Genomic DNA, 19,062 nt, shown 5'->3' on the forward strand with positions numbered 1-19,062 from the left:
CGCAGAGGTGTTTACTTCGCGCCATGTGCTTCCAAAGCAACTGCATATTCTTCGCCGTTGCGATGGGTTTTGAGTACTTGCAGGAAGGTTTTGCCTTCAGGGCCGATTGCGTTTACATCTTTACCAGCTTCGACAAACAATTTTACAAAGGTACCGAAGTTTTCGCCGCGCATACCGCGATAGGCTTTTTCCAGTAAGTGGTAATCAGCATTGATGCCGGCAGGTGCCGGGTAGTCTAAAAAGGTGGCGATGCGTGCTTCGTCGAAGATTTCGCCGAGGACTTTTTCTTTGTCTTTGCGTAGGCTCATTTTATTTCTCAACCGTTCAATTTCTTAATCAATAATTCATTCAATACTTGCGGATTGGCCTGCCCTTTTGAGGCTTTCATCGCTTGGCCAACAAAGAAACCGAGCATTTTTGCGCGTTTGTCTTCGGCGGCGGCGCGGTAGCCTTCCACTTGTGCGGTATTGGCGGCGATGATGTCGTCGATGATTTTTTCCAGCGCTCCCGTATCAGAAACCTGTTTTAAACCTTTGGTTTCGATAATGGTGTCGGCATCGCCTTCGCCATTGCTAATGGCTTCAAAAACCTGCTTGGCAATTTTGCTGGATAGGGTGCCGTCTTTAACGCGTACCACCAAGCCAGCGAGTAATTCTGGCGTGACTGGTGATTGATCAATGCGCTGTTCGGTGCGATTTAAATAAGCGCCCAAGTCAGCCATGATCCAGTTGGCGGTGAGTTTGGCTTCACCGGAAATTGCCGCTGAAGCTTCAAAAAACGCCGCCGTAAATTTATCCATGGTGATTTGACCAGCATCGTAGCTGCTCAAACCATATTGCTCGACAAAGCGCGCGCGTTTGGCTTCTGGCAGCTCTGGCATTTGCTGGCGCACAGATTCGATGTAGTCATCGTCCAGGATTACTGGCAACAGGTCAGGGCAGGGGAAGTAGCGGTAATCATTGCTGTCTTCTTTGCTGCGCATGCTGCGCGCTTTTTTGGTATCGCCGTTGTAGAGGCGAGTTTCCTGAGTAATTTTGCCGCCGTCTTCCAGTACATCAATCTGGCGCTCCACTTCCAGTGCAATGGCCTCTTCCATAAATTTAAAGGAGTTGAGGTTTTTGGTTTCGGTGCGGGTGCCGAGTTTGTCGGAGCCTTTGGGGCGAATGGAAATGTTTACGTCAAAGCGCATGGAGCCTTGGCTCATTTCGCCATCGCAAATTTCGAGCGAGGTAACGATGGAGTGCAGCTTTTTGGCAAAGGCAACGGCTTCTTCAGCGCTGCGCATATCCGGCTCTGTGACGACTTCAATCAGTGGCGTGCCAGCGCGGTTTAAATCGATTCCGCTCATGCCAGCAAAATCTTCGTGCAAGGATTTGCCAGCGTCCTCTTCCAGATGTGCGTGGTGAATGCGAACGCGTTTGGTGCGGCCTTCACCCAACTCCAAATCCACAAATCCGGCGCCGACAATTGGCTCGGCAAGTTGTGTAGTTTGATAGCCTTTTGGTAGGTCGGGATAAAAATAATTCTTACGTTCGAACACTGAGCGCTTGCCGATTTCTGCATTCACCGCCAAGCCAAACATGGTGGCGAAACGAAACGCTTCCTCGTTGGCGACGGGCAGGGTGCCGGGCAGTGCCAAATCAATTGCACAGGCTTGGGTGTTTGGTTCAGCACCGAATGCAGTGCTGGCGCCGGAGAATATTTTGGTTTTGGTTGCGAGTTGTACGTGAACTTCCAACCCGATGACGGTTTCCCATTGCATGCTGTGGCTCCTTACTCAATGCCAGGTGCAGTTTGTTGGTGGAAGTGGGTTGCTTGCTGGAATTGGTGCGCGGCATTGAGCAGCGGCCCTTCGGCAAAAAAGTTGCCAATCAATTGCAAGCCAACCGGTTTGTTATCCACCAGGCCACAGGGAATTGACAGCGCAGGTAGGCCGGCAAGGTTGGTGGCGATGGTGTAAATATCTTCCAGGTACATGGCTACCGGGTCTTTGGTTTTGGAACCAAATTGGAATGCCGGGGAGGGCGAGGTTGGGCCGATAATTAAATCCACCTGTTGGAAGGCATCCATAAAGTCTTGCTTGATCAGGCGGCGGATTTTTTGCGCCTTGCTGTAGTAGGCATCGTAATAACCGGCCGACAAGGCGTAGGTGCCCACCAGAATGCGGCGCTTCACTTCGTTGCCAAAGCCTTCACTGCGTGAGCGCATATACAGGTCGTTTAAATCCTGCGGGTTTTCGCAGCGATGGCCGTAGCGCACGCCGTCAAAGCGCGAGAGGTTGGCTGAACATTCTGCCGGTGCGATGACGTAGTAAGCGGGCACCGCGAGATGGGTGTGCGGCAGGCTGACACTGTGAATGCTCGCGCCCAGGCTTTCGTACACTTTGATCGCTGCTTCAACCAGTGCAGCGGTTTCCGGGTTCAGGCCTTCGCCAAAATATTCTTTGGGCACACCGATGCGCACACCGGCCAAGGATTTGTTCAGATCGGCGGTGTAATCCGGTACATCGCGCTCTACGCAGGTGGAATCTTTGGTGTCGTAGCTCGCCATATCGTTTAACAGAATAGCGGCATCTTCGGCGGTACGCGACAAAATACCCGCTTGGTCAAGGCTGGATGCAAATGCAATCATGCCCCAGCGCGATACGCGGCCATAAGTAGGTTTAATACCGGTTAAGCCACAGAGTGCTGCCGGTTGACGGATGGAGCCGCCGGTATCGGATGCCGTGGCTGCCGGTGCCAGATGTGCAGCAACGGCCGCTGCAGAACCACCGGAGGAACCGCCGGGAACGCAATCGGTTGCCCAAGGGTTTTTGACCGGGCCGTACCAGCTTGTTTCATTAGACGAACCCATGGCGAATTCATCCATGTTGGTTTTACCCAACATCACCACGCCGGAGTTCAAATAGTTTTCAACGATGGTCGCATTGTAGGGGGCGATAAATTTGTCCAGCATTTTGGAGGCGCAAGAGGTGCGCACACCGGTGGTGCAAAAAATATCTTTGTGGGCGATGGGCACACCGCAAAGTGCGGGGGCATTACCGGCGGCCAGACGTGCATCGGCAGCGGCGGCTTGCTGCAGCGCCAGCTCGGGTGTCACGGTGATGTAGCTGTTGTAGGTCTTATCCAGACGCGCAATACGGTCGAGATAATGTTGGGTCACTTCGGTACTGGAAAAGTCCTTGTTGCGCAGACCTTTTACCAGTTCGGCAATGGTGAATTGATGCATTGCAAATTCCTGAGATTTTTTTGTAAGAAGGGCGGGCAGGGATTGGGGCGCCCGCTATTCGATAACCTGTGGCACCAGATACAAGCCATCTTGCGTGGCGGGGGCTATGGCCTGGAAAGCGTCGCGCTGGTTAGGCTCGGTGACCACATCGGCGCGCAAGCGTTGAACCGCATCCAAGGGGTGCGCCATGGGCAGTACGCCATCGGTATTGACGGCTTGTAATTGATCAACCAGAGCCAGCACGTCGGAAATACTTTTTGCCGCTTCATCGGCGGCCTCATCGGTAATCTGGATACGCGCCAGCTTGGCCAGCTTGGCGATATCGGAACGGTCTACAGCCATGGTGGTATTAGCTCCAGCAGATAGAAAACGAAAGTGCGGCAAACTGCATTTATCCTGCAGCAAGTCGCCAAAAATGGGCGCCCACGGTATCACATTTGCGCCCAGCCCTGAATCCCTGTGCGGGCCTTGTTGTTGCTGTGCAAAAAATAGGCGAAAAAGCTGGGTAAATAGCGGCGATCAAAGTGAACTTTCGTGCAACTTGTATATCTTTATGAAGACTTTTTATTTTTAAGGTCAAAACGGCTCGGATAAAAAGAAAAAATTCACATATACTGCGCGCTTACATTTTTTTGCATGGAAACCCCGATTGGGGCTGGTTAATCAGGGAATTTGGCGTTTGCCTCAAGATAAAAAGTCAGGAGCGCGCCGTCGCCACCGCTGACACAGATTATTTCAGTATTGCTGTCTATGGCTGCCTATACCGAACCCTATTCCAACACATTCTTTATTAAGGCCTCGTCTTGTCATGATGAAACTTTTGCGTGGAGCATTTTCCAACGACCTGTCTATCGACCTGGGAACCGCTAATACCCTTATTTATGTCCGCGGTCGCGGTATTGTTCTCAACGAACCATCGGTGGTGGCAATTCGTCACCACAACGGCACCAAGATTGTGGAAGCGGTGGGTGTTGAAGCCAAGCGTATGCTGGGCCGTACTCCCGGTAACATCACCGCTATTCGCCCGCTGAAAGACGGTGTTATCGCCGACTTTCAGGTCACCGAAAAAATGCTGCAACACTTTATCCGCAAAGTGCATGAAAACTCCTGGTTCAACCCTTCTCCCCGCGTATTGATCAGTGTTCCCTGTTTGTCTACCGAAGTAGAAAAGCGCGCAATTCGCGAGTCGGCACTGGGTGCTGGCGCCCGCGAAGTACGTTTGATTGAAGAGCCTATGGCCGCCGCTATTGGCGCTGGCTTGAAAGTGTCTGAAGCCAATGGTTCGATGGTGGTGGATATCGGTGGCGGTACCACCGAGATTGCCGTTATCTCCCTGAATGGTGTGGTTTACTCCGATTCCGTGCGTATTGGCGGTGACCGTTTTGATGAAGCCATTGTGAACTATGTGCGTCGCAACTACGGCAGCGTGATTGGCGATGCGACCGCTGAACGTATCAAGCAAGAAATTGGTTGTGCGTTTGCGGGCAGTGAAATTCGCGAAATTGATGTGCGCGGCCGCAATCTGGCAGAAGGTGTACCGCGCAGCTTTACCCTGAGCAGCGATGAAATCCTTGAAGCGCTGCAAGATCCACTGGCTGGCATAGTGCAGGCAGTAAAAAGCGCACTGGAGCAATCTCCACCGGAATTGGCGTCGGATATCGCCGAAAGTGGTGTGGTATTGACCGGTGGCGGTGCGCTGCTGCGTGATATTGATCGCCTGCTGTCCAACGAAACCGGTTTGCCGTTTATTGTTGCCGAAGAGCCGCTGACCTGTGTGGCTCGTGGTGGTGGTATTGCGCTGGAGATGAATGACAAGCGCAATATCGACCTGCTGTCGTCCTGATAACAGCGGAGCGGTGGCGCATTGGGCGCTGACGCTCCACTAACACAGGAGATATCGCCATTAAACCGCTCTTTAATCGAGGCTCCTCTGCCGCCGGTCGCGCCTTTTTGTTCATTGTGATCATGATGGTGCTGGTGGTGGTTGGGCTTTATACCGATCGCCTTGAACCCTTGCGTGAAAAACTCGCGCAATTGGTCACGCCTTTTTACCAACTCACCGACATCCCCAGCCGCGTCAATGATTGGCGCAAAGACACATTTGTCTCGCCCATGGAACTCAAGCTGGAGAACGAGGCGCTCAAAACCGAGTTGCTGATCCATCAGCGCAAACTGCAACAGCTTGCTTCACTGGCGGCGGAAAACGTGCGCTTGCGCCAATTGCTCAATGCCAGCCAAACCTTGCAGGATACGGTGCTGATCACCGAATTGATCGGCGTATCGCCCAACCCGCTCAGCCATAAAGTGATTATTAATCGCGGCGCCAAAGATGGTGCCTTCAAGGGCCAGCCTGTATTGGATGCTTTTGGCTTGATGGGGCAGGTGACTGAAGTGGCTGAGCACTCCAGCACCGTGTTATTAATTTCCGACTCCACCCATGCGATTCCGGTACAGGTGAATCGCAATGGTGTACGTGCAATTGCCGAGGGAACGGGCGACCTCAACAGTTTGAGCTTGCGTCATGTGTCGGCCAATACTGATATCCGCGCGGGCGATTTGCTGGTGAGTTCGGGCTTGGGGGATCGCTTCCCCGTTGGCTACCCCGTGGCCGAGGTATTGGATGTGGTGCGCGATCCGGGCAAGGCATTTTTGACGGTGATTGCTAAACCCATGGCTCGTCTGGATCGCAGCCGTCACCTGCTATTGGTCTTTGCTGATCGCGACCGCGCCAGTGTGCCGGGTGCTTTATCCCTGCCGGAAAACGCGGACGGAGAGCATTAATGCCTGCGTCCCGCCTCAATCTTTACATGGTTATTGGCATCAGTTTTTTGATCGCGCTGGTGCTGTCGGTATATCCGCTGCCCATGGATCTGCGCTGGTTGCGCCCGGAATTCGTGCTGGTGGTGGCGATTTACTGGATCTTTTTTATGCCACTCACTGTGAGCTTTTCGCTCCTGTGCCTGCTCGGGTTGTTTCAGGATCTGCTCGAGGGCGTGCCCTTTGGGCAGCACAGCTTGGGGCTGGTAATCGTGGCGTATATTTGTATCCTATCCTATCAGCGGGTGCGCAACTTCTCCATCTGGCGTCAATCTGCCTGGGTATTTGTGTTGGTCGGTATCGCCCAACTGACGGATAACTGGGTACAGGGTATGGCGGGGCGCCCACTTTCGGGTGTCCAGTTCTTGTATCCGGCTATTACCAGCGCGCTGATTTGGCCCCTGTGTTATGGCACATTGAACCGCTGGACCCATCGCTATCACCACTAGCTGCTTCATGGGTTACATAGAATAATTTTTATCGTCCTAAGGGCGATATCAGGAGATCTCAGGGTGAATGCAGTTGTTCCGTCGTTGTATCTGGCATCCCAATCGCCCCGCCGTCGCGAGCTGTTGCAGCAGATCGGTGTTGTCCATGCGGTGATTAACGCTTCTATTCCCGAACAACCGGCAGCCGGCGAGACGGCGCTGGATTATGTGCAGCGCCTGGCGCGCGAAAAAGCCGCCGCCGGTTTTGCGCAGCTCGTACAGCAACAACTACCTCTCGCCCCGGTACTGGGTGCTGATACGCTCGGCTTGCTGGATGGCGTGATCCTTGAAAAACCCCGTAATAAAGCTCACGCCGAAGCCATGTTGCGCCAGTTATCCGGTCGCACCCATCAGGTGATTACCGCTGTTGCCCTCCACTCAAACACCCGACAAGCACTGCGTGTATCTATGACGGATGTCACATTCCGTCCGCTCAGTGACGCCGAAATCGCCGCGTATTGGGACACGGGTGAACCGCAAGACAAGGCGGGCAGTTACGCGATTCAAGGCTTGGGCGCGGTGTTTGTACAGGAAATTCGCGGTAGCTATTCCGGGGTAGTGGGGCTGCCAATTGAGGCGACCTGCGAGCTGTTGCGCGAATTCTCGGTGCCCTGGTGGACACCCGCTGCGCGACCAGCGGTGGAGCGCAAGTCATGAGTGAAGAAATTCTTATCAATGTCTCCCCTGTGGAGACCCGGGTAGCGCTGGTTGAAAACGGTGTGGTGCAGGAGTTCTACATCGAGCGCAGCCACGGCGAAAGTTACGTGGGCAATATCTATAAAGGTAAGGTGGTGCGCGTGCTGCCCGGTATGCAGGCGGCATTTGTCGATATCGGCCTTGAGCGCACCGGTTTTATTCACGCCGCCGACATGATGCCCGAACCGCCCGAGGGTGAAGTCCGGCGCGGCGAAGTGCCTGACATACGCACCCTGGTGCGCGAAGGCCAGACACTGCTGGTGCAGGTAGCCAAAGACCCTATCAGTACCAAAGGTGCGCGTTTAACAACCCATTTGACCCTCTCATCACGCTATTTGGTGTACATGCCTAACTCGTCCCATATTGGCGTGTCTACGCGTATTGAGGATGAGCCCGAGCGCGAGCGCTTGCGCCAGGCGGTGGAAACGGCAGTGAGCGGGCAGGGTATTAGCGGTGGGTTTATTGTGCGCACCGTGGCGGAAGGTGCCGATGCCGACGCAATCAACGCCGATATTCCGTTTTTATGCCAGCTTTGGCAGGATTTGAGTGCAAAACTACCGGGCCTGGGGGTTCCTGCGGAACTTCATCGCGATATGCCGCTCTATCTGCGCGCGCTGCGCGATATGGCGCGTGCGCCCATTGACCGTGTGCGGGTGGATTCACGCCTGACCTGGCAGCAAATGCAGGAATTTGCCGCTAAATATGCGCCGCAATTGGTGGAGTTGATTGAGCTGTACAGTGGGGATCGCCCGCTGTTGGAACTCTATGGCGTGGAGGAGGAAATCCGCCGTGCACTGGAGCCGCGTGTTGCGCTGAAATCCAACGGCTATTTGATTATTGAACAGACCGAAGCCATGACCACGGTGGATGTGAACACCGGTGCGTTTGTCGGCCATCGCAATCTGGAAGAGACGATTTTCAAAACCAATCTGGAAGCGGCGACGGCCATTGCCCGTCAGCTGCGGTTGCGCAATTTAGGTGGCATTATCATTCTCGATTTTATCGACATGAAAGATGCCGAACACCAGCGGCAGGTGCTGCGCACCCTGGAAAAAGCCCTGGAGAAGGATCACGCCAAGACCCGCATTACCGGTGTGTCGGAATTGGGGCTGGTGGAGATGGCGCGCAAGCGCACCCGCGAATCCCTTGGGCAGTTGTTGTGCGAGCCCTGTCCGGTATGCCAGGGGCGCGGCCAATTAAAGTCAGCAGAGACGGTGTGTTACGAAATTTTCCGCGAAATTTTGCGTATGGCGCGCACCTACGATAATGAAAAATTTTTGGTGTTGGCATCGCAGTTGGTGGTAGATCGACTGCTCGATGAACAGGCAACCTATGTTGCCGACTTGGAAGCTTTTATTAACCGAACAATCGAATTCAGGGTTGAGGCGCTCTTCCATCAAGAGCAATACGATATTGTGTTGGTGTAACGCTGTACTCTAGTCCTTTACCTTGGAACGCATGGCCCTAATGAAACGCACCTTACATAAACTGGTGAAATGGTGTTACCTGCTGACTGCGCTGGCGCTGATTCTATTGGCGGTTCTGGTGCAGTCCGGGCGCAGCTTTTCCCACGTGTTGGGTGATTACGAACAGGATATTGCCAGCTATCTCTCCAACAAGCTCAATGCCGAGGTAAAAATAGGCCGAATCCAGGCGGAGTGGAACGGGCTTAAACCCAGTTTGGTGGTCGATAATTTCCACATCCAAAGCCGCGAAGGCCTGCCTATTGTGGCCTTTGATCAAGCGCGGATGCGCTTTGATATTCTCAAATCCCTGCGCAACGCCCGATTGGTCTGGAGCAACCTCAGCCTCAGTGAAGTGGATATGGATTTTGTCCAGACGGATGACGGTTTTTGGCGCATTGCCGGCCTGCCACCTGCCAATAAAACTCCAGATGCCAAACACACCGACCTGAATAGCCTGGTCGATATGCTGTTGTTGTCGACGCGCATCGAATTGCAGAGCAGCCAGTTTCGGTTTGCTTTTGCCAGCGGTCAGCAAATGCTGTTGGATTCACCCTATGTCCTGCTGGAAAGCGCGGATAATTTCCATCGCCTGTCACTGCAAATTGATGTGGATAAGCAACCGCGCAGTGTTTATCTGGTACTGGAAGGGCATGGCGATCCACGCCAGCAAGCCAGTTTCCGCAGCAAGGGGTATTTGCAGCTCAACCGCTTTCCCACCGGTGAACCCGTGGCGGCAGCCAGTGCATTTTTGTTGGGCGGTGCGGGTAAATCCGTATTGCAAAGTGAAGGTAGCCTGGATGCCAATATTTGGTTTGAAAGCCGTGCCAAAGGCCAGGGTTATGACCTGAGTGGGCGTTTGGCCTTGCAGCGATTGTCAGTGCCTGTGGCCGAGCGCCGCTTGGCGCTGGATGATTTTACCACCGAGCTAACCGGCCACTGGCTGCCCAATGGCGACTGGCGGTTGGGCCTGCAACAACTCACGGCGGCCGTGCAGGATGAGCAAATCGACGGTACCAATATCGCGTTTTCGTCCAGCGGCTTTAACCAGCCCGTCATGGTCAATATGGATCGCCTGGATCTGGCGCGCCTGAGTCAAATGTTTGTGCGCGCCGGGGTATTGCCCGAGGGCATACTGGCCGAGGTGTTGGGCAGCCTCTCTCCGCGCGGCGAGCTGCGCAATATCCAGCTTAGCCTGCCCATTAAAAAGCCTGCCGATTGGCAACTGCGCGCCAACCTGCATCAGGTGACTGTGGGTGCCTGGCGCGGTGTTCCGGCACTGGTCGGGGTGGATGGCTATCTGCAAGCCGGCAAAACCAGTGGATTTGTAGATATCGACAGCCGTGCCGGTTTTTCAATGCATTACTCGCCCACCTTTGCCGACGCCATGGATTACGACCGGGCGCGCGGTCAGGTTGCCTGGCATTTGCAGCGCGATAACAACCGGATTTACGTCAACAGCGGCCTGTTGGAGTTTCAAAAAGGCAATGAACTGGCGCGCGGCTATATGTGGCTCGGGCTGCCTTGGAAACGTAATACGGGCGATATTGACCTCTACTTGCAGATTGGCGGGCAACAGGTCAATGCCAACCGCTATCAGGTATATGTGCCGCAAACCCTGCCGCAAACCCTGCGCAAATGGCTGGGCGATAGCCTGGGCGAGGACACGCCCGGCATTGCGTCCCGCGTCGGGTTTATGTATCGCGGTACCTTGAACACACCCAATCCCCTGGCGCGTACGGCGCAACTGGCGTTGGATCTGGAGGGCGTGGATCTGGATTATCACCCCGGCTGGCCAGCCCTGAGCGATATTCATGGCCAGCTTTCCGTGAGCGATGTGCATGTAACGGCCAAGGTGAACAGTGCCAAGGTGTTGGATAGCCAGGTAGATCAGGCAAGTATTCGCGTTAACCCCCGCGCTCGGGGGCCGGGTTCGCTGTTGCAGGTGGACGGCCAGATCAGCGGTTTGGCCAGCGACGGTATTCGCGTGTTGCGCGAGGGGCAATTGCGCCAATATTTGGGCAGCAGTATGGATTCCTGGTCGATGCAAGGGCAGATGCTGGCGCGGCTGGACTTGGATATTCCTCTCGGCACGGGCGAAGAAAAACCGGCAGATGCCCATCAACAAGTCGATGTGGAATTACAGGCTCCATTGTTTGAATTGCAAAACCTCAATCTGAGTGTGAACGATCTGCAGGGCAAGATCCGTTACAACAGCACAACCGGTATCGCCAGCGAAGATTTGCGTGGGTTGTTCTTCGGTGAGCCGCTCAAGGTGAATTTGTTGAGCGACAAAGCCAAAGGGGCTAATAAAACTCTGATCGAGTTGCAAGGGCGGGTGGCCAGTGAGCAACTAGCACTCTGGAGCAAGCGCCCGGAAACCCTGTTTATGGAAGGGGTGGTGCCTTATGAGGCGAAGGTGGAACTCAATCATCAGGTGCGCGCTGACACAGATGAGGCGAATGACACGTCCGCAGACACGCTGCTCAGTCCCCGTGAATTTGCCAATCAATCCTTTGCCCGCGTAACGCTCAAGTCCAATTTGGCGGGCGTTAGCATTGATCTGCCAGCGCCTTATGGCAAGCAGGCAGCGGAAGAGCGGCCCTTTACCTTTAACCTGTGGCTACAGGAAAAACAGTCGCAAATCCGTGTGGATTACAACCAGGACGTGCAAGCCTTGCTGCGTATGGATCGCACCAATAATAACCAACTGCTCAACGCCAATATTGCATTAGCCGCCGATGCGCGCTTGGGCGATAAGGCACAATTCCTGGTGTCCGGTTTTTTACCCAGCGTCGATCTGGATGCCTGGAAAAAGATACAAGCCCGTTACACCACCTATGCCGAACGTTTGTCCCCTGTGATAGTGCGCCCGCTCTCGGCAGCACAATCCCCATCGCAACCTCCGGTTAATGACCTGCCGGCCAGTGACAAAGTCGGTGAGGTGGCTGGCCTGCCGTTTCGTATTGAATTGGTCCTGGGCCACTATGAGCTGGGCCCCATGACACTGGAAAACCTGAATGTGACGGCTATACCGGTCAGTGCCGGTTGGCAGTTAGCGGTTAGCAATCCCCTGGTAGAAGGCGATCTATTTGTCCCGCAAAGTCCGTTTGTGGCGATGGATGTCGACCTCAAACGCCTCTCCCTCAACTCTGTCGCCCTGGGGCTAACACCGCCCGATGCCTCGACAGAAGCTGCGCCCACTACCACGGAAGCCGCAGCGCAAGAGGTGGTGAAGGTCATCGACCCGCGCCAACTGCCGCGTGCCAATATCAATGTGCGTTCGCTCTTTCTGGACGATAAAGACTATGGCACCTGGTCGCTGCAACTGCGCCCCGGCCAGCGCGGTGTGGTTATCGACAATATTCGTGGCACCATTCGCGGCGTTACCGTAAGCGGTCTGGGCGACAAGGCCAGCGAGGGCGAACCGGCTGGCGCCAAACTGATTTGGCAGCACACCGATGTGGGTGTACAAACCCGTTTTATTGGCCGCTTGAGCGCGGGCGATATAGGCGCAGTGCTGCGCGACTGGCAAAAACCGGACACAGTGGAAAGCACCACGGCCAGCTATCAGGCCGATCTGTTCTGGCCGGGTTCACCGCAGGATTTCAAATTGCTCAACCTGGGTGGTGACATGACCATCGTCATGGCCAATGGTCGGTTCAAGCGCGATGCCAGTGCCGGTGAAGGTATTTTGCGGTTGATGTCGGTGCTCAACTTTGACTCCCTGGCGCGCCGCCTGCGTTTGGACTTTTCCGACCTGTATAAAAGCGGTTTGGCCTACGACAAAATCACCGGCAAGGTACGTTTTAATCAGGGCATTCTGGTGTTTGAAGAGCCTCTGGTGGTGATTACCCCCTCTAGCGGCATGCAAATGGCAGGCACCATCGACCTGCGCCGCGAACGGTTGGATACCCGTTTGGTTGCCGCCCTTCCCGTGGCAGGTAACGTGACGTTTTATGCTGCCCTGGCTGCCGGTTTGCCTGCTGCCGCCGGTATTTATGTGGTGAGCAAGCTTTTCAAGAAGCAGGTAGATCAAGCCACCAGTGTGAGCTATACCATCAAAGGCAGTTGGGATGACCCCAAAATGCGTTTTGATCGCCTGTTTGAAAGTGAGCAGAGCCTGCGCGATAGCGTGAAGAAAAACGAAGCTGAAAAACAAGAGCAGCGACGGCGGCGACGACAAGCCGATGAATAGTTGTCAGGACGCTAATCACTGCCCCATCGCCACAATTACTCCCGCACCACAAGCAGCTTCGGCTGCTTGTTTGTTATCTGGCTTGTGTGACTCACATCGCGCTCTGGCTGTGGTGCGTTTTACACAACCGCGTACGGCTGGTGTTGTTTAGCCGTACGCGTAAATTCAACAATGAGGATGGCGGCGAATTACTCCCGTATCGACCTGAAAATAGTCGGTTTATTGTGATCGATTTGGCTAAAAACCGACAATTCACTCCCATGTTTTTGCAATTCACCTAAGTGAGATGCCTACTGCCCTCGCTTGTCCATACCATCTTCCTGCTCAGCCAACCCTATAAACCATAATCAGGTTGGCAATAGCGATTCACTGCAGCCTTTGCGGTATGTCATCTCCGGTTCTCAACCAGCGCAGCGCCTGACGCTTTGATGTGGCACTGCGTCATGCCAATGCTTTTGGAGGAAACACATGAACACCCTTATTAACAGCCCCCGCTGTGTTACAGCAGTGCGGCGATGCGCCGCTATTCGCGGCCTGTGTTATTCGCTTGTCGCCATTACCTCGGCACTATTTGTCGCTGCCTCCACAAGTGCGCAGGCTCCCGTGTCCACCGACTTCCAGCGAACGGTTGTGGCTGAAGGGCTGGATTTGCCCATGGAGTTTGAAATCTCCACCGATGGCCGGGTCTTTGTGGTGGGCAAATGCGGCAAGCTGTACGCCTGGCGTCTGGACGGCGGGACAGCCGCAATGACCGCGACTGTGCCCAATGTGCGCTGCGTGTTTGAGGACGGTTTGCTGAGTGTCGCGCTGGACCCCAACTTTACCCAGAACAATTTTATTTATTTCCAATACACCGCGCCCGGCAGCAAAACCCGCGTATCGCGTTTTACTGTCAATGCTAACAATGGGCTGGTGGCCGGGTCGGAAGCTATTTTGCTGGAGTGGACAACCGGTAGCGAAGCGCACGGCCATATGGGCGGCAGCCTGAAGTTTGATAAAAGTGGCAACCTGCTGATCACCACTGGCGATAACAATGCCGCCAGTGGCTATTTTGCCGAAGGCGCCCAGGAAACCTCCGGTAATACCAATGACTTGCGCGGCAAAGTCTTGCGTATCCGGCCAACAGCCGCTGGTGGCTACACTATTCCAGCGGGGAATTTGTTCCCCGGCGATGCTACCCATCGCCCTGAAATTTACGGCATGGGGTTTCGCAATCCCTTCCGTATCAATATTGACCCGCTGACCGGCTATGCCTACGTCGGCGATATAGGACCGGATGCCTCGGCGGCGAGCGCGGAAGGCCCGGGCGGTATGGATGAGCTGCATGAACTGCGCGGTGCTGGCAATTACGGCTGGCCCTACATTATTGGGTTTAACCAGCCCTATGCCGGGTTTAACCCGACCAACATAGTCAACAATCACCCGCGTAATACCGGGGCGAAAAACCTGCCAGCGGCAATCCCCGCGCTCTGGACAATTCGCCATCAGGCCACTATGGCGGGGCCGGTGTATCGCTTTAATGAAGCCATCACCAATGAATTCAAACTGCCTGAATATTACGATGGCCGGTTGATTTTCTGGGATTTCAACAGCAGCAAATTCTCTACGATTAACCTGGCCGCCAATGCCAACCCGCCGGTGGCGGAAGATTTCCCCCTGAACACCGCCAATTTTCAAGGTGCGATCGATGTGGAGCTTGATCCGCGCACCCATCAACTTTATGTATTGCAATGGGGTTCAGGCTGCTGCGACAAGGAGCCCTATGGCAACGGCATACTCTATCGCTTTGATTACATTGGCGACCGCGATAATGGCACTAATGTCGCTGTAGGCGGTGCTGCCAACGCGACTTCGGAAGTGGGCGGCAACCTGGCTCGCTATGCGATTGATGGCGACCCGACTACCCGCTGGGAGAGCGCATCCTCTGACCCGCAAAGCCTGACCATTGATTTGGGGACACCAACGACTATCGCGACCATTGTGATCAAATGGGAAGCGGCATTTAGCTCGCAATACATAATCGAAGGTTCGGTCAATGGCTCCACCTGGGAGCGCTTGGTGACCAATAACAACGGCACAGGCAATGCCGAGTTACACATGATCAATTCAACAGCGGCCTACCGCTATGTGCGCCTCACCGGCACCGCGCGCGCCAGCGCCTATGGCCATTCGATCTATGAATTTGAAATATTTGCCGGTGAGGAACCGGAGCAGCCGCTCACCGAATTCGCCTATTTGAATATGCCCAAAACGCTGGATGCCAACTTCACTGGCGTGCCCCGGTTGTTATCGCAAACCGGTGTGTTCAGCAATACCCCGAGTCGGGTACCCAGCCCGCATTTATTGCCTTTCGCGCCCAACAGCCAGCTCTATTCCGATAACGCCACCAAAGCGCGCTGGATATCGTTACCCGCCAATACCCGCGTGAAATGGGATGCAAAGGAAAACTGGGTATTCCCGCAAGGCACGGTGGTGGTGAAAAACTTTGACTTGCCGACCAATGCGAATAATCCCGCGCAGCAGCGGCGCCTGGAAACCCGGCTGTTAGTAGTCAAGGCCGATGGCAAAGTCTATGGCGTCACTTACCGTTGGCGCGCCGATAACAGCGATGCGGATTTGTTGATGACCGGTGCCCAACAAAACATCGCCATCACCAATGCCAATGGCTCCACCACCACCCAAACCTGGAGCTACCCAAGTCCCACGGAATGTATTGATTGCCACAACCCGCAGTCCAGCCAAATCCTCGGCTTGAGCACACGTCAGTTGAATGGCAACTACACCTATGCCAATGGAACGAGCGAAAACCAACTGGCGCACTGGAACAACCGCAACCTGTTTACTCCGGCATTCAACAATAACCAGATTGCCGGATTCGACAAAATGGTCGCGCTTAACAACACCAGTGCTTCGCTGGAGGCCAGGGTGAAATCCTACCTGGATGCCAACTGCGCCCACTGCCATGGCACCGGCAACGGGGGATCGCAATGGGATGCACGCTTCAACACGCCGCTGAGCCAAATGAAAATCGTCAATCTCGCGACCACCGGCATTCGCAATTACCAGGCGGACTACGGTATCGCCAACGCGAAAGTGGTTGCTGCCGGTGCGCCGCAGGAGTCGGTGCTCTATATCCGCGACAAGAGCATTAACCCCAATGACCGTATGCCACCCTTGGGGCGCTCGCTGGAGCACAGTGAATATATTGCGGTGCTGGATCAGTGGATCACCGGCTTGACTGGCACGCCACCCCAACAGGGCAAGGTGTTGTTGTCCCGTGGCAAACCGGTGACCAGCTCATCCTTTGAAGGCGGTTTTATTGGCAGCAATGTAGTCGATGGCGACGTGCTGACCCGTTGGGGCAGCGAGTTCTCTGACCTGCAATGGATCCAGATCGATCTGGAAACTCCGCAAAATATCAGTGAAATCAAACTGGTGTGGGAAACGGCCTACGGCAAGTCCTACAACATCCAGGGATCGCTAAATGGCTCCCAATGGACGCCAATAGTGACCCAGGCCAATGGTACGGGCGGTACTGAAACCCATAGCAACTTGTCCGGTTCTTACCGCTATATCCGCCTGAACGGTGTTTCTCGCGGCACTGTCTGGGGTTACTCGCTGTTTGAGTTTGAAATATGGGGCGGTACGGATGTGCCACCCGAGCAGCCACCCGAAGAACCACCCGAGGAGCCGCCGGTACAAACCCCCGTATTGATCTCGCAAAACAAAACCGTTACCTCATCGCCGGTGATGGGCGGCAACAACGGCGCCGCGGCGGTGGACGGTAATATGGGCACGCGTTGGGAAAGTATTTTTGCCGATAACCAATACATCCAAATCGATCTGGGCGAGAAGATGAACATCAGCCAGATAGTGTTGGAGTGGGAGGGCGCCTATGGCAGAGGCTATGTGATTGAAGTCTCCGACACCGGCACCAGCGGCTGGACGGAAGTCTTCCGCACGGCTACTGGGGATGGCGGTCAGGATCTGCTCAACGTGAATGGTCAGGGTCGTTTTGTTCGCCTGACTGGTATTACGCGGGCGACCCCCTATGGCTTCTCGCTGTGGGAGTTCCGTGTCTATGGCAGCCCGCTGGGTGACGATACGCCAACCACGCCCAGCCCGACGACCCCAAGCCCCGCCAAGCTGGCGCCCGTTGGTTCGTCCGCCTCCAGTTTCCTCGGCGGCAATACCGTGGCCAGCGCCCACGACGGCAATAGCGCAACACGCTGGGAAAGTGCGGCAAGCGACAACCAATACATCCAATTGGACATGGGCCGGAGCGTGCACTTCACCCGCGTAGTGCTGAACTGGGAAGCGGCCTATGGCAAACACTATGTGGTTGAAGTGTCTGAAAATGGCAGCACGTGGGAAATCGTCAATACCACCACCAATGGCAATGGCGGCATAGACAACCTGATATTGGATGGCCAACAAGGTCGCCACATCCGCATGCGTGGTATCCAGCGCGCTACCGGCTACGGCTATTCGCTGTTTGAGTTCGAGGTGTACGGCGTGCCCGCCAGTGCAAACCTCGCGCAGATCAGCTTTTTGGCACCGGCCAATAACGCGGTCATTGCACAGACCGAGGCGGTGAAACTCCGTGTGGCTATTAGCGATGCCAACTGGTTGCAGGCGGGAGGATATGTTTATTCGCTCAACAACCAACCTGCGGTGCTGACGAACAATCTCAACGAGATTAATCTGGGTGCTCTGCCCACCGGCCAACACAGTTTGCGCATCAGCCTGGTTAACAACAACGGTGCCGAAGTCAGCGTGCCCCGCGTGCGCAACTTCCGTGTCAGCTGCGGCAATAACTGTCCGAAGGTGTTGGTCTTCTCCAAAACCGCCGGCTTCCGTCACGACTCTATCGCTGCCGGTATTGCCATGGTGCAGCAAATCGCCCAGGACCATGGTTATAGCGTGACAGTCTCGGAAGATTCCAGCCTGTTCACCACTGCAAACCTCGCGCAGTACTCCACGATTGTGTTTATGAATACCACTGGCGATATTTTTAATGCCAGCCAAGAAGCTGCCTTTAAAACCTATATGGAAAATGGCGGTGGCTTTGTAGGAACCCATGCCGCTGCCGATACGGAGCACGATTGGGATTGGTATACCGACACCTTATTTGCCGGTGCAGAATTTATTCACCACGGCGATGGTATTCCGCGTGCGCGGGTGCAGATTGAAAAACCGCAAAACGCTTTGGTGCAGCACATAGGCACAGAATGGATGCTCGGCGATGAATGGTATTTCTGGAAAACCAATCCGCGCGCGGTGGGCAGTGTTGAAGTATTGGGCACCTTGGATCGCAGCAGTTACAACTCGAACTATCCCGTTGCCGATCACCCGGTGATTTTCACCAACACCGTCGGTAGTGGGCGCATGTTCTACACCGCAATTGGTCACGTCGATGCGAATTTTTCCGACCCGCATATGGTAGAGATGATTCGCAAAGCCATTGAATGGACTTCCCAGTAATACACTGTTGTTCCGCTAACCGCTTGCCTGCGCTGATTATTCAGCGCGGGCTTTTTTAGCGAGGAGTTTTTATCGCGCCGCGAACCAATCGTACCGGCAAAGGATTCCCGCGAAAGCCGTTGTAATAATGGGATGCCCCCGTCTTGAAATCGACAGTTTGTGCATGTTCGGGATAATGAGCATAAGTGGATACTGACCAGTAAGGCGCATCCAGCGTGAGCGGAAAAATAGCGCTATCAATTACCGGCGTTTTATCGCGCAAATTATTATCTGCATTTATCAGCAGCGTGGTTAATTCATCAATGGTGGGCACGCGCCAGTCATTAAAACCACACCATTTTTCTTTGTTGCTGGTGATGAGCAAGTTATTCCAATCATCGTAAAACCCTTTTCCCGTCTGTTCAGCCCCTGCACCGCCCCAGCGATAGCGGTTGTCTTTATCGTGAATACCACCGTCATCGGTTTTTAATTCCCAGGTCAAACCAGTCTCCGACACAGTCACACAACTCGCGTTGTTATGGGTGACTTTTCCTGCGGCATCCAGAAAGCTATAAGCGGTCATTCCATGGCAATTCAATACCAGCGCGTTGGTAAGAATAGTGGCTATGGCTATTGGTAATTTCATTGTGTGACATCTCTTGTTGAAGCATTTTTTTGAATAGTATTTTGTGTGTCGTTTAAAAATTAT

General features: G+C 54.4%; 12 protein-coding genes. 7 read left to right on the forward strand and 5 right to left on the reverse strand.

Annotation, left to right across the window (positions count from 1 at the left end):
* Nucleotides 1-11: 11 nt before the first annotated feature.
* From B0D95_RS00120 to gatC, 4 genes are read right to left on the reverse strand one after another with little or no spacing between them, the layout of a single operon-like run.
* Nucleotides 12-308, reverse strand: coding sequence for a PA4642 family protein (locus tag B0D95_RS00120; RefSeq protein ID WP_078041991.1), 297 nt, complete (start codon nucleotides 306-308; stop codon nucleotides 12-14).
* A gap of 8 nt (nucleotides 309-316) precedes the next feature.
* Nucleotides 317-1,762 (reverse strand): Asp-tRNA(Asn)/Glu-tRNA(Gln) amidotransferase subunit GatB, encoded by a 1,446-nt coding sequence (gene gatB / locus B0D95_RS00125; protein ID WP_078041992.1) that lies wholly within the window; start codon nucleotides 1,760-1,762, stop codon nucleotides 317-319.
* Nucleotides 1,763-1,773: 11 nt separating this feature from the next.
* Entirely contained in the window at nucleotides 1,774-3,228 is a 1,455-nt protein-coding gene (gene gatA / locus B0D95_RS00130; protein WP_078041993.1) for an Asp-tRNA(Asn)/Glu-tRNA(Gln) amidotransferase subunit GatA, read from the reverse strand.
* Between the two features lie 54 nt (nucleotides 3,229-3,282).
* Nucleotides 3,283-3,570, reverse strand: a complete 288-nt coding sequence (gene gatC / locus B0D95_RS00135) for an Asp-tRNA(Asn)/Glu-tRNA(Gln) amidotransferase subunit GatC (RefSeq protein WP_078045554.1) — start codon at nucleotides 3,568-3,570, stop codon at nucleotides 3,283-3,285.
* A 466-nt stretch (nucleotides 3,571-4,036) separates the two neighbouring features.
* Between gatC and B0D95_RS00140 the strand changes: the two genes are divergently transcribed.
* From B0D95_RS00140 to B0D95_RS00170, 7 genes are all read left to right on the forward strand, one after another.
* Nucleotides 4,037-5,071, forward strand: coding sequence for a rod shape-determining protein (locus B0D95_RS00140; RefSeq protein ID WP_007644386.1), 1,035 nt, complete (start codon nucleotides 4,037-4,039; stop codon nucleotides 5,069-5,071).
* 125 nt (nucleotides 5,072-5,196) lie between these two features.
* Nucleotides 5,197-6,009, forward strand: a complete 813-nt coding sequence (mreC, locus tag B0D95_RS00145) for a rod shape-determining protein MreC (protein ID WP_244904878.1) — start codon at nucleotides 5,197-5,199, stop codon at nucleotides 6,007-6,009.
* Complete coding sequence (gene mreD, locus B0D95_RS00150; protein ID WP_078041995.1) at nucleotides 6,009-6,494, forward strand: rod shape-determining protein MreD; 486 nt, start codon at nucleotides 6,009-6,011, stop codon at nucleotides 6,492-6,494. The genes mreC and mreD overlap by 1 nt, the downstream gene beginning before the upstream one ends.
* A gap of 63 nt (nucleotides 6,495-6,557) precedes the next feature.
* Nucleotides 6,558-7,190: a nucleoside triphosphate pyrophosphatase gene (locus B0D95_RS00155; RefSeq protein WP_078041996.1), complete on the forward strand. Its 633-nt coding sequence runs from the start codon at nucleotides 6,558-6,560 to the stop codon at nucleotides 7,188-7,190.
* Entirely contained in the window at nucleotides 7,187-8,656 is a 1,470-nt protein-coding gene (gene rng / locus B0D95_RS00160; protein WP_078041997.1) for a ribonuclease G, read from the forward strand. The genes B0D95_RS00155 and rng overlap by 4 nt, the downstream gene beginning before the upstream one ends.
* 40 nt (nucleotides 8,657-8,696) lie before the next feature.
* Entirely contained in the window at nucleotides 8,697-12,890 is a 4,194-nt protein-coding gene (locus B0D95_RS00165) for a YhdP family protein (protein WP_078041998.1), read from the forward strand.
* 468 nt (nucleotides 12,891-13,358) lie between these two features.
* On the forward strand, nucleotides 13,359-18,374 hold the full coding sequence (locus B0D95_RS00170) for a discoidin domain-containing protein (protein ID WP_078041999.1): 5,016 nt from the start codon (nucleotides 13,359-13,361) through the stop codon (nucleotides 18,372-18,374).
* A 55-nt stretch (nucleotides 18,375-18,429) separates the two neighbouring features.
* Here B0D95_RS00170 and B0D95_RS00175 read toward each other — a convergent pair whose 3' ends face one another.
* Nucleotides 18,430-18,999, reverse strand: coding sequence for a DUF1566 domain-containing protein (locus B0D95_RS00175; RefSeq protein ID WP_078042000.1), 570 nt, complete (start codon nucleotides 18,997-18,999; stop codon nucleotides 18,430-18,432).
* Nucleotides 19,000-19,062: the final 63 nt, after the last annotated feature.

The sequence above is a fragment of the Cellvibrio sp. PSBB023 genome (assembly GCF_002007605.1).
Classification (GTDB): Bacteria; Pseudomonadota; Gammaproteobacteria; order Pseudomonadales; family Cellvibrionaceae; genus Cellvibrio.

Bases quoted from the DNA above. Each gene is read 5' to 3' on its own strand.
- mreD (WP_078041995.1), top strand. From the start codon at position 6,009: ATGCCTGCGTCCCGCCTCAATCTTTACATGGTTATTGGCATCAGTTTT.
- gatC (WP_078045554.1), bottom strand. From the start codon at position 3,570: ATGGCTGTAGACCGTTCCGATATCGCCAAGCTGGCCAAGCTGGCGCGT.
- mreC (WP_244904878.1), top strand. From the start codon at position 5,197: ATGGTGCTGGTGGTGGTTGGGCTTTATACCGATCGCCTTGAACCCTTG.
- B0D95_RS00120 (WP_078041991.1), bottom strand. From the start codon at position 308: ATGAGCCTACGCAAAGACAAAGAAAAAGTCCTCGGCGAAATCTTCGAC.
- B0D95_RS00170 (WP_078041999.1), top strand. From the start codon at position 13,359: ATGAACACCCTTATTAACAGCCCCCGCTGTGTTACAGCAGTGCGGCGA.
- B0D95_RS00140 (WP_007644386.1), top strand. From the start codon at position 4,037: ATGATGAAACTTTTGCGTGGAGCATTTTCCAACGACCTGTCTATCGAC.
- rng (WP_078041997.1), top strand. From the start codon at position 7,187: ATGAGTGAAGAAATTCTTATCAATGTCTCCCCTGTGGAGACCCGGGTA.
- gatA (WP_078041993.1), bottom strand. From the start codon at position 3,228: ATGCATCAATTCACCATTGCCGAACTGGTAAAAGGTCTGCGCAACAAG.
- B0D95_RS00175 (WP_078042000.1), bottom strand. From the start codon at position 18,999: ATGAAATTACCAATAGCCATAGCCACTATTCTTACCAACGCGCTGGTA.
- gatB (WP_078041992.1), bottom strand. From the start codon at position 1,762: ATGCAATGGGAAACCGTCATCGGGTTGGAAGTTCACGTACAACTCGCA.
- B0D95_RS00165 (WP_078041998.1), top strand. From the start codon at position 8,697: ATGAAACGCACCTTACATAAACTGGTGAAATGGTGTTACCTGCTGACT.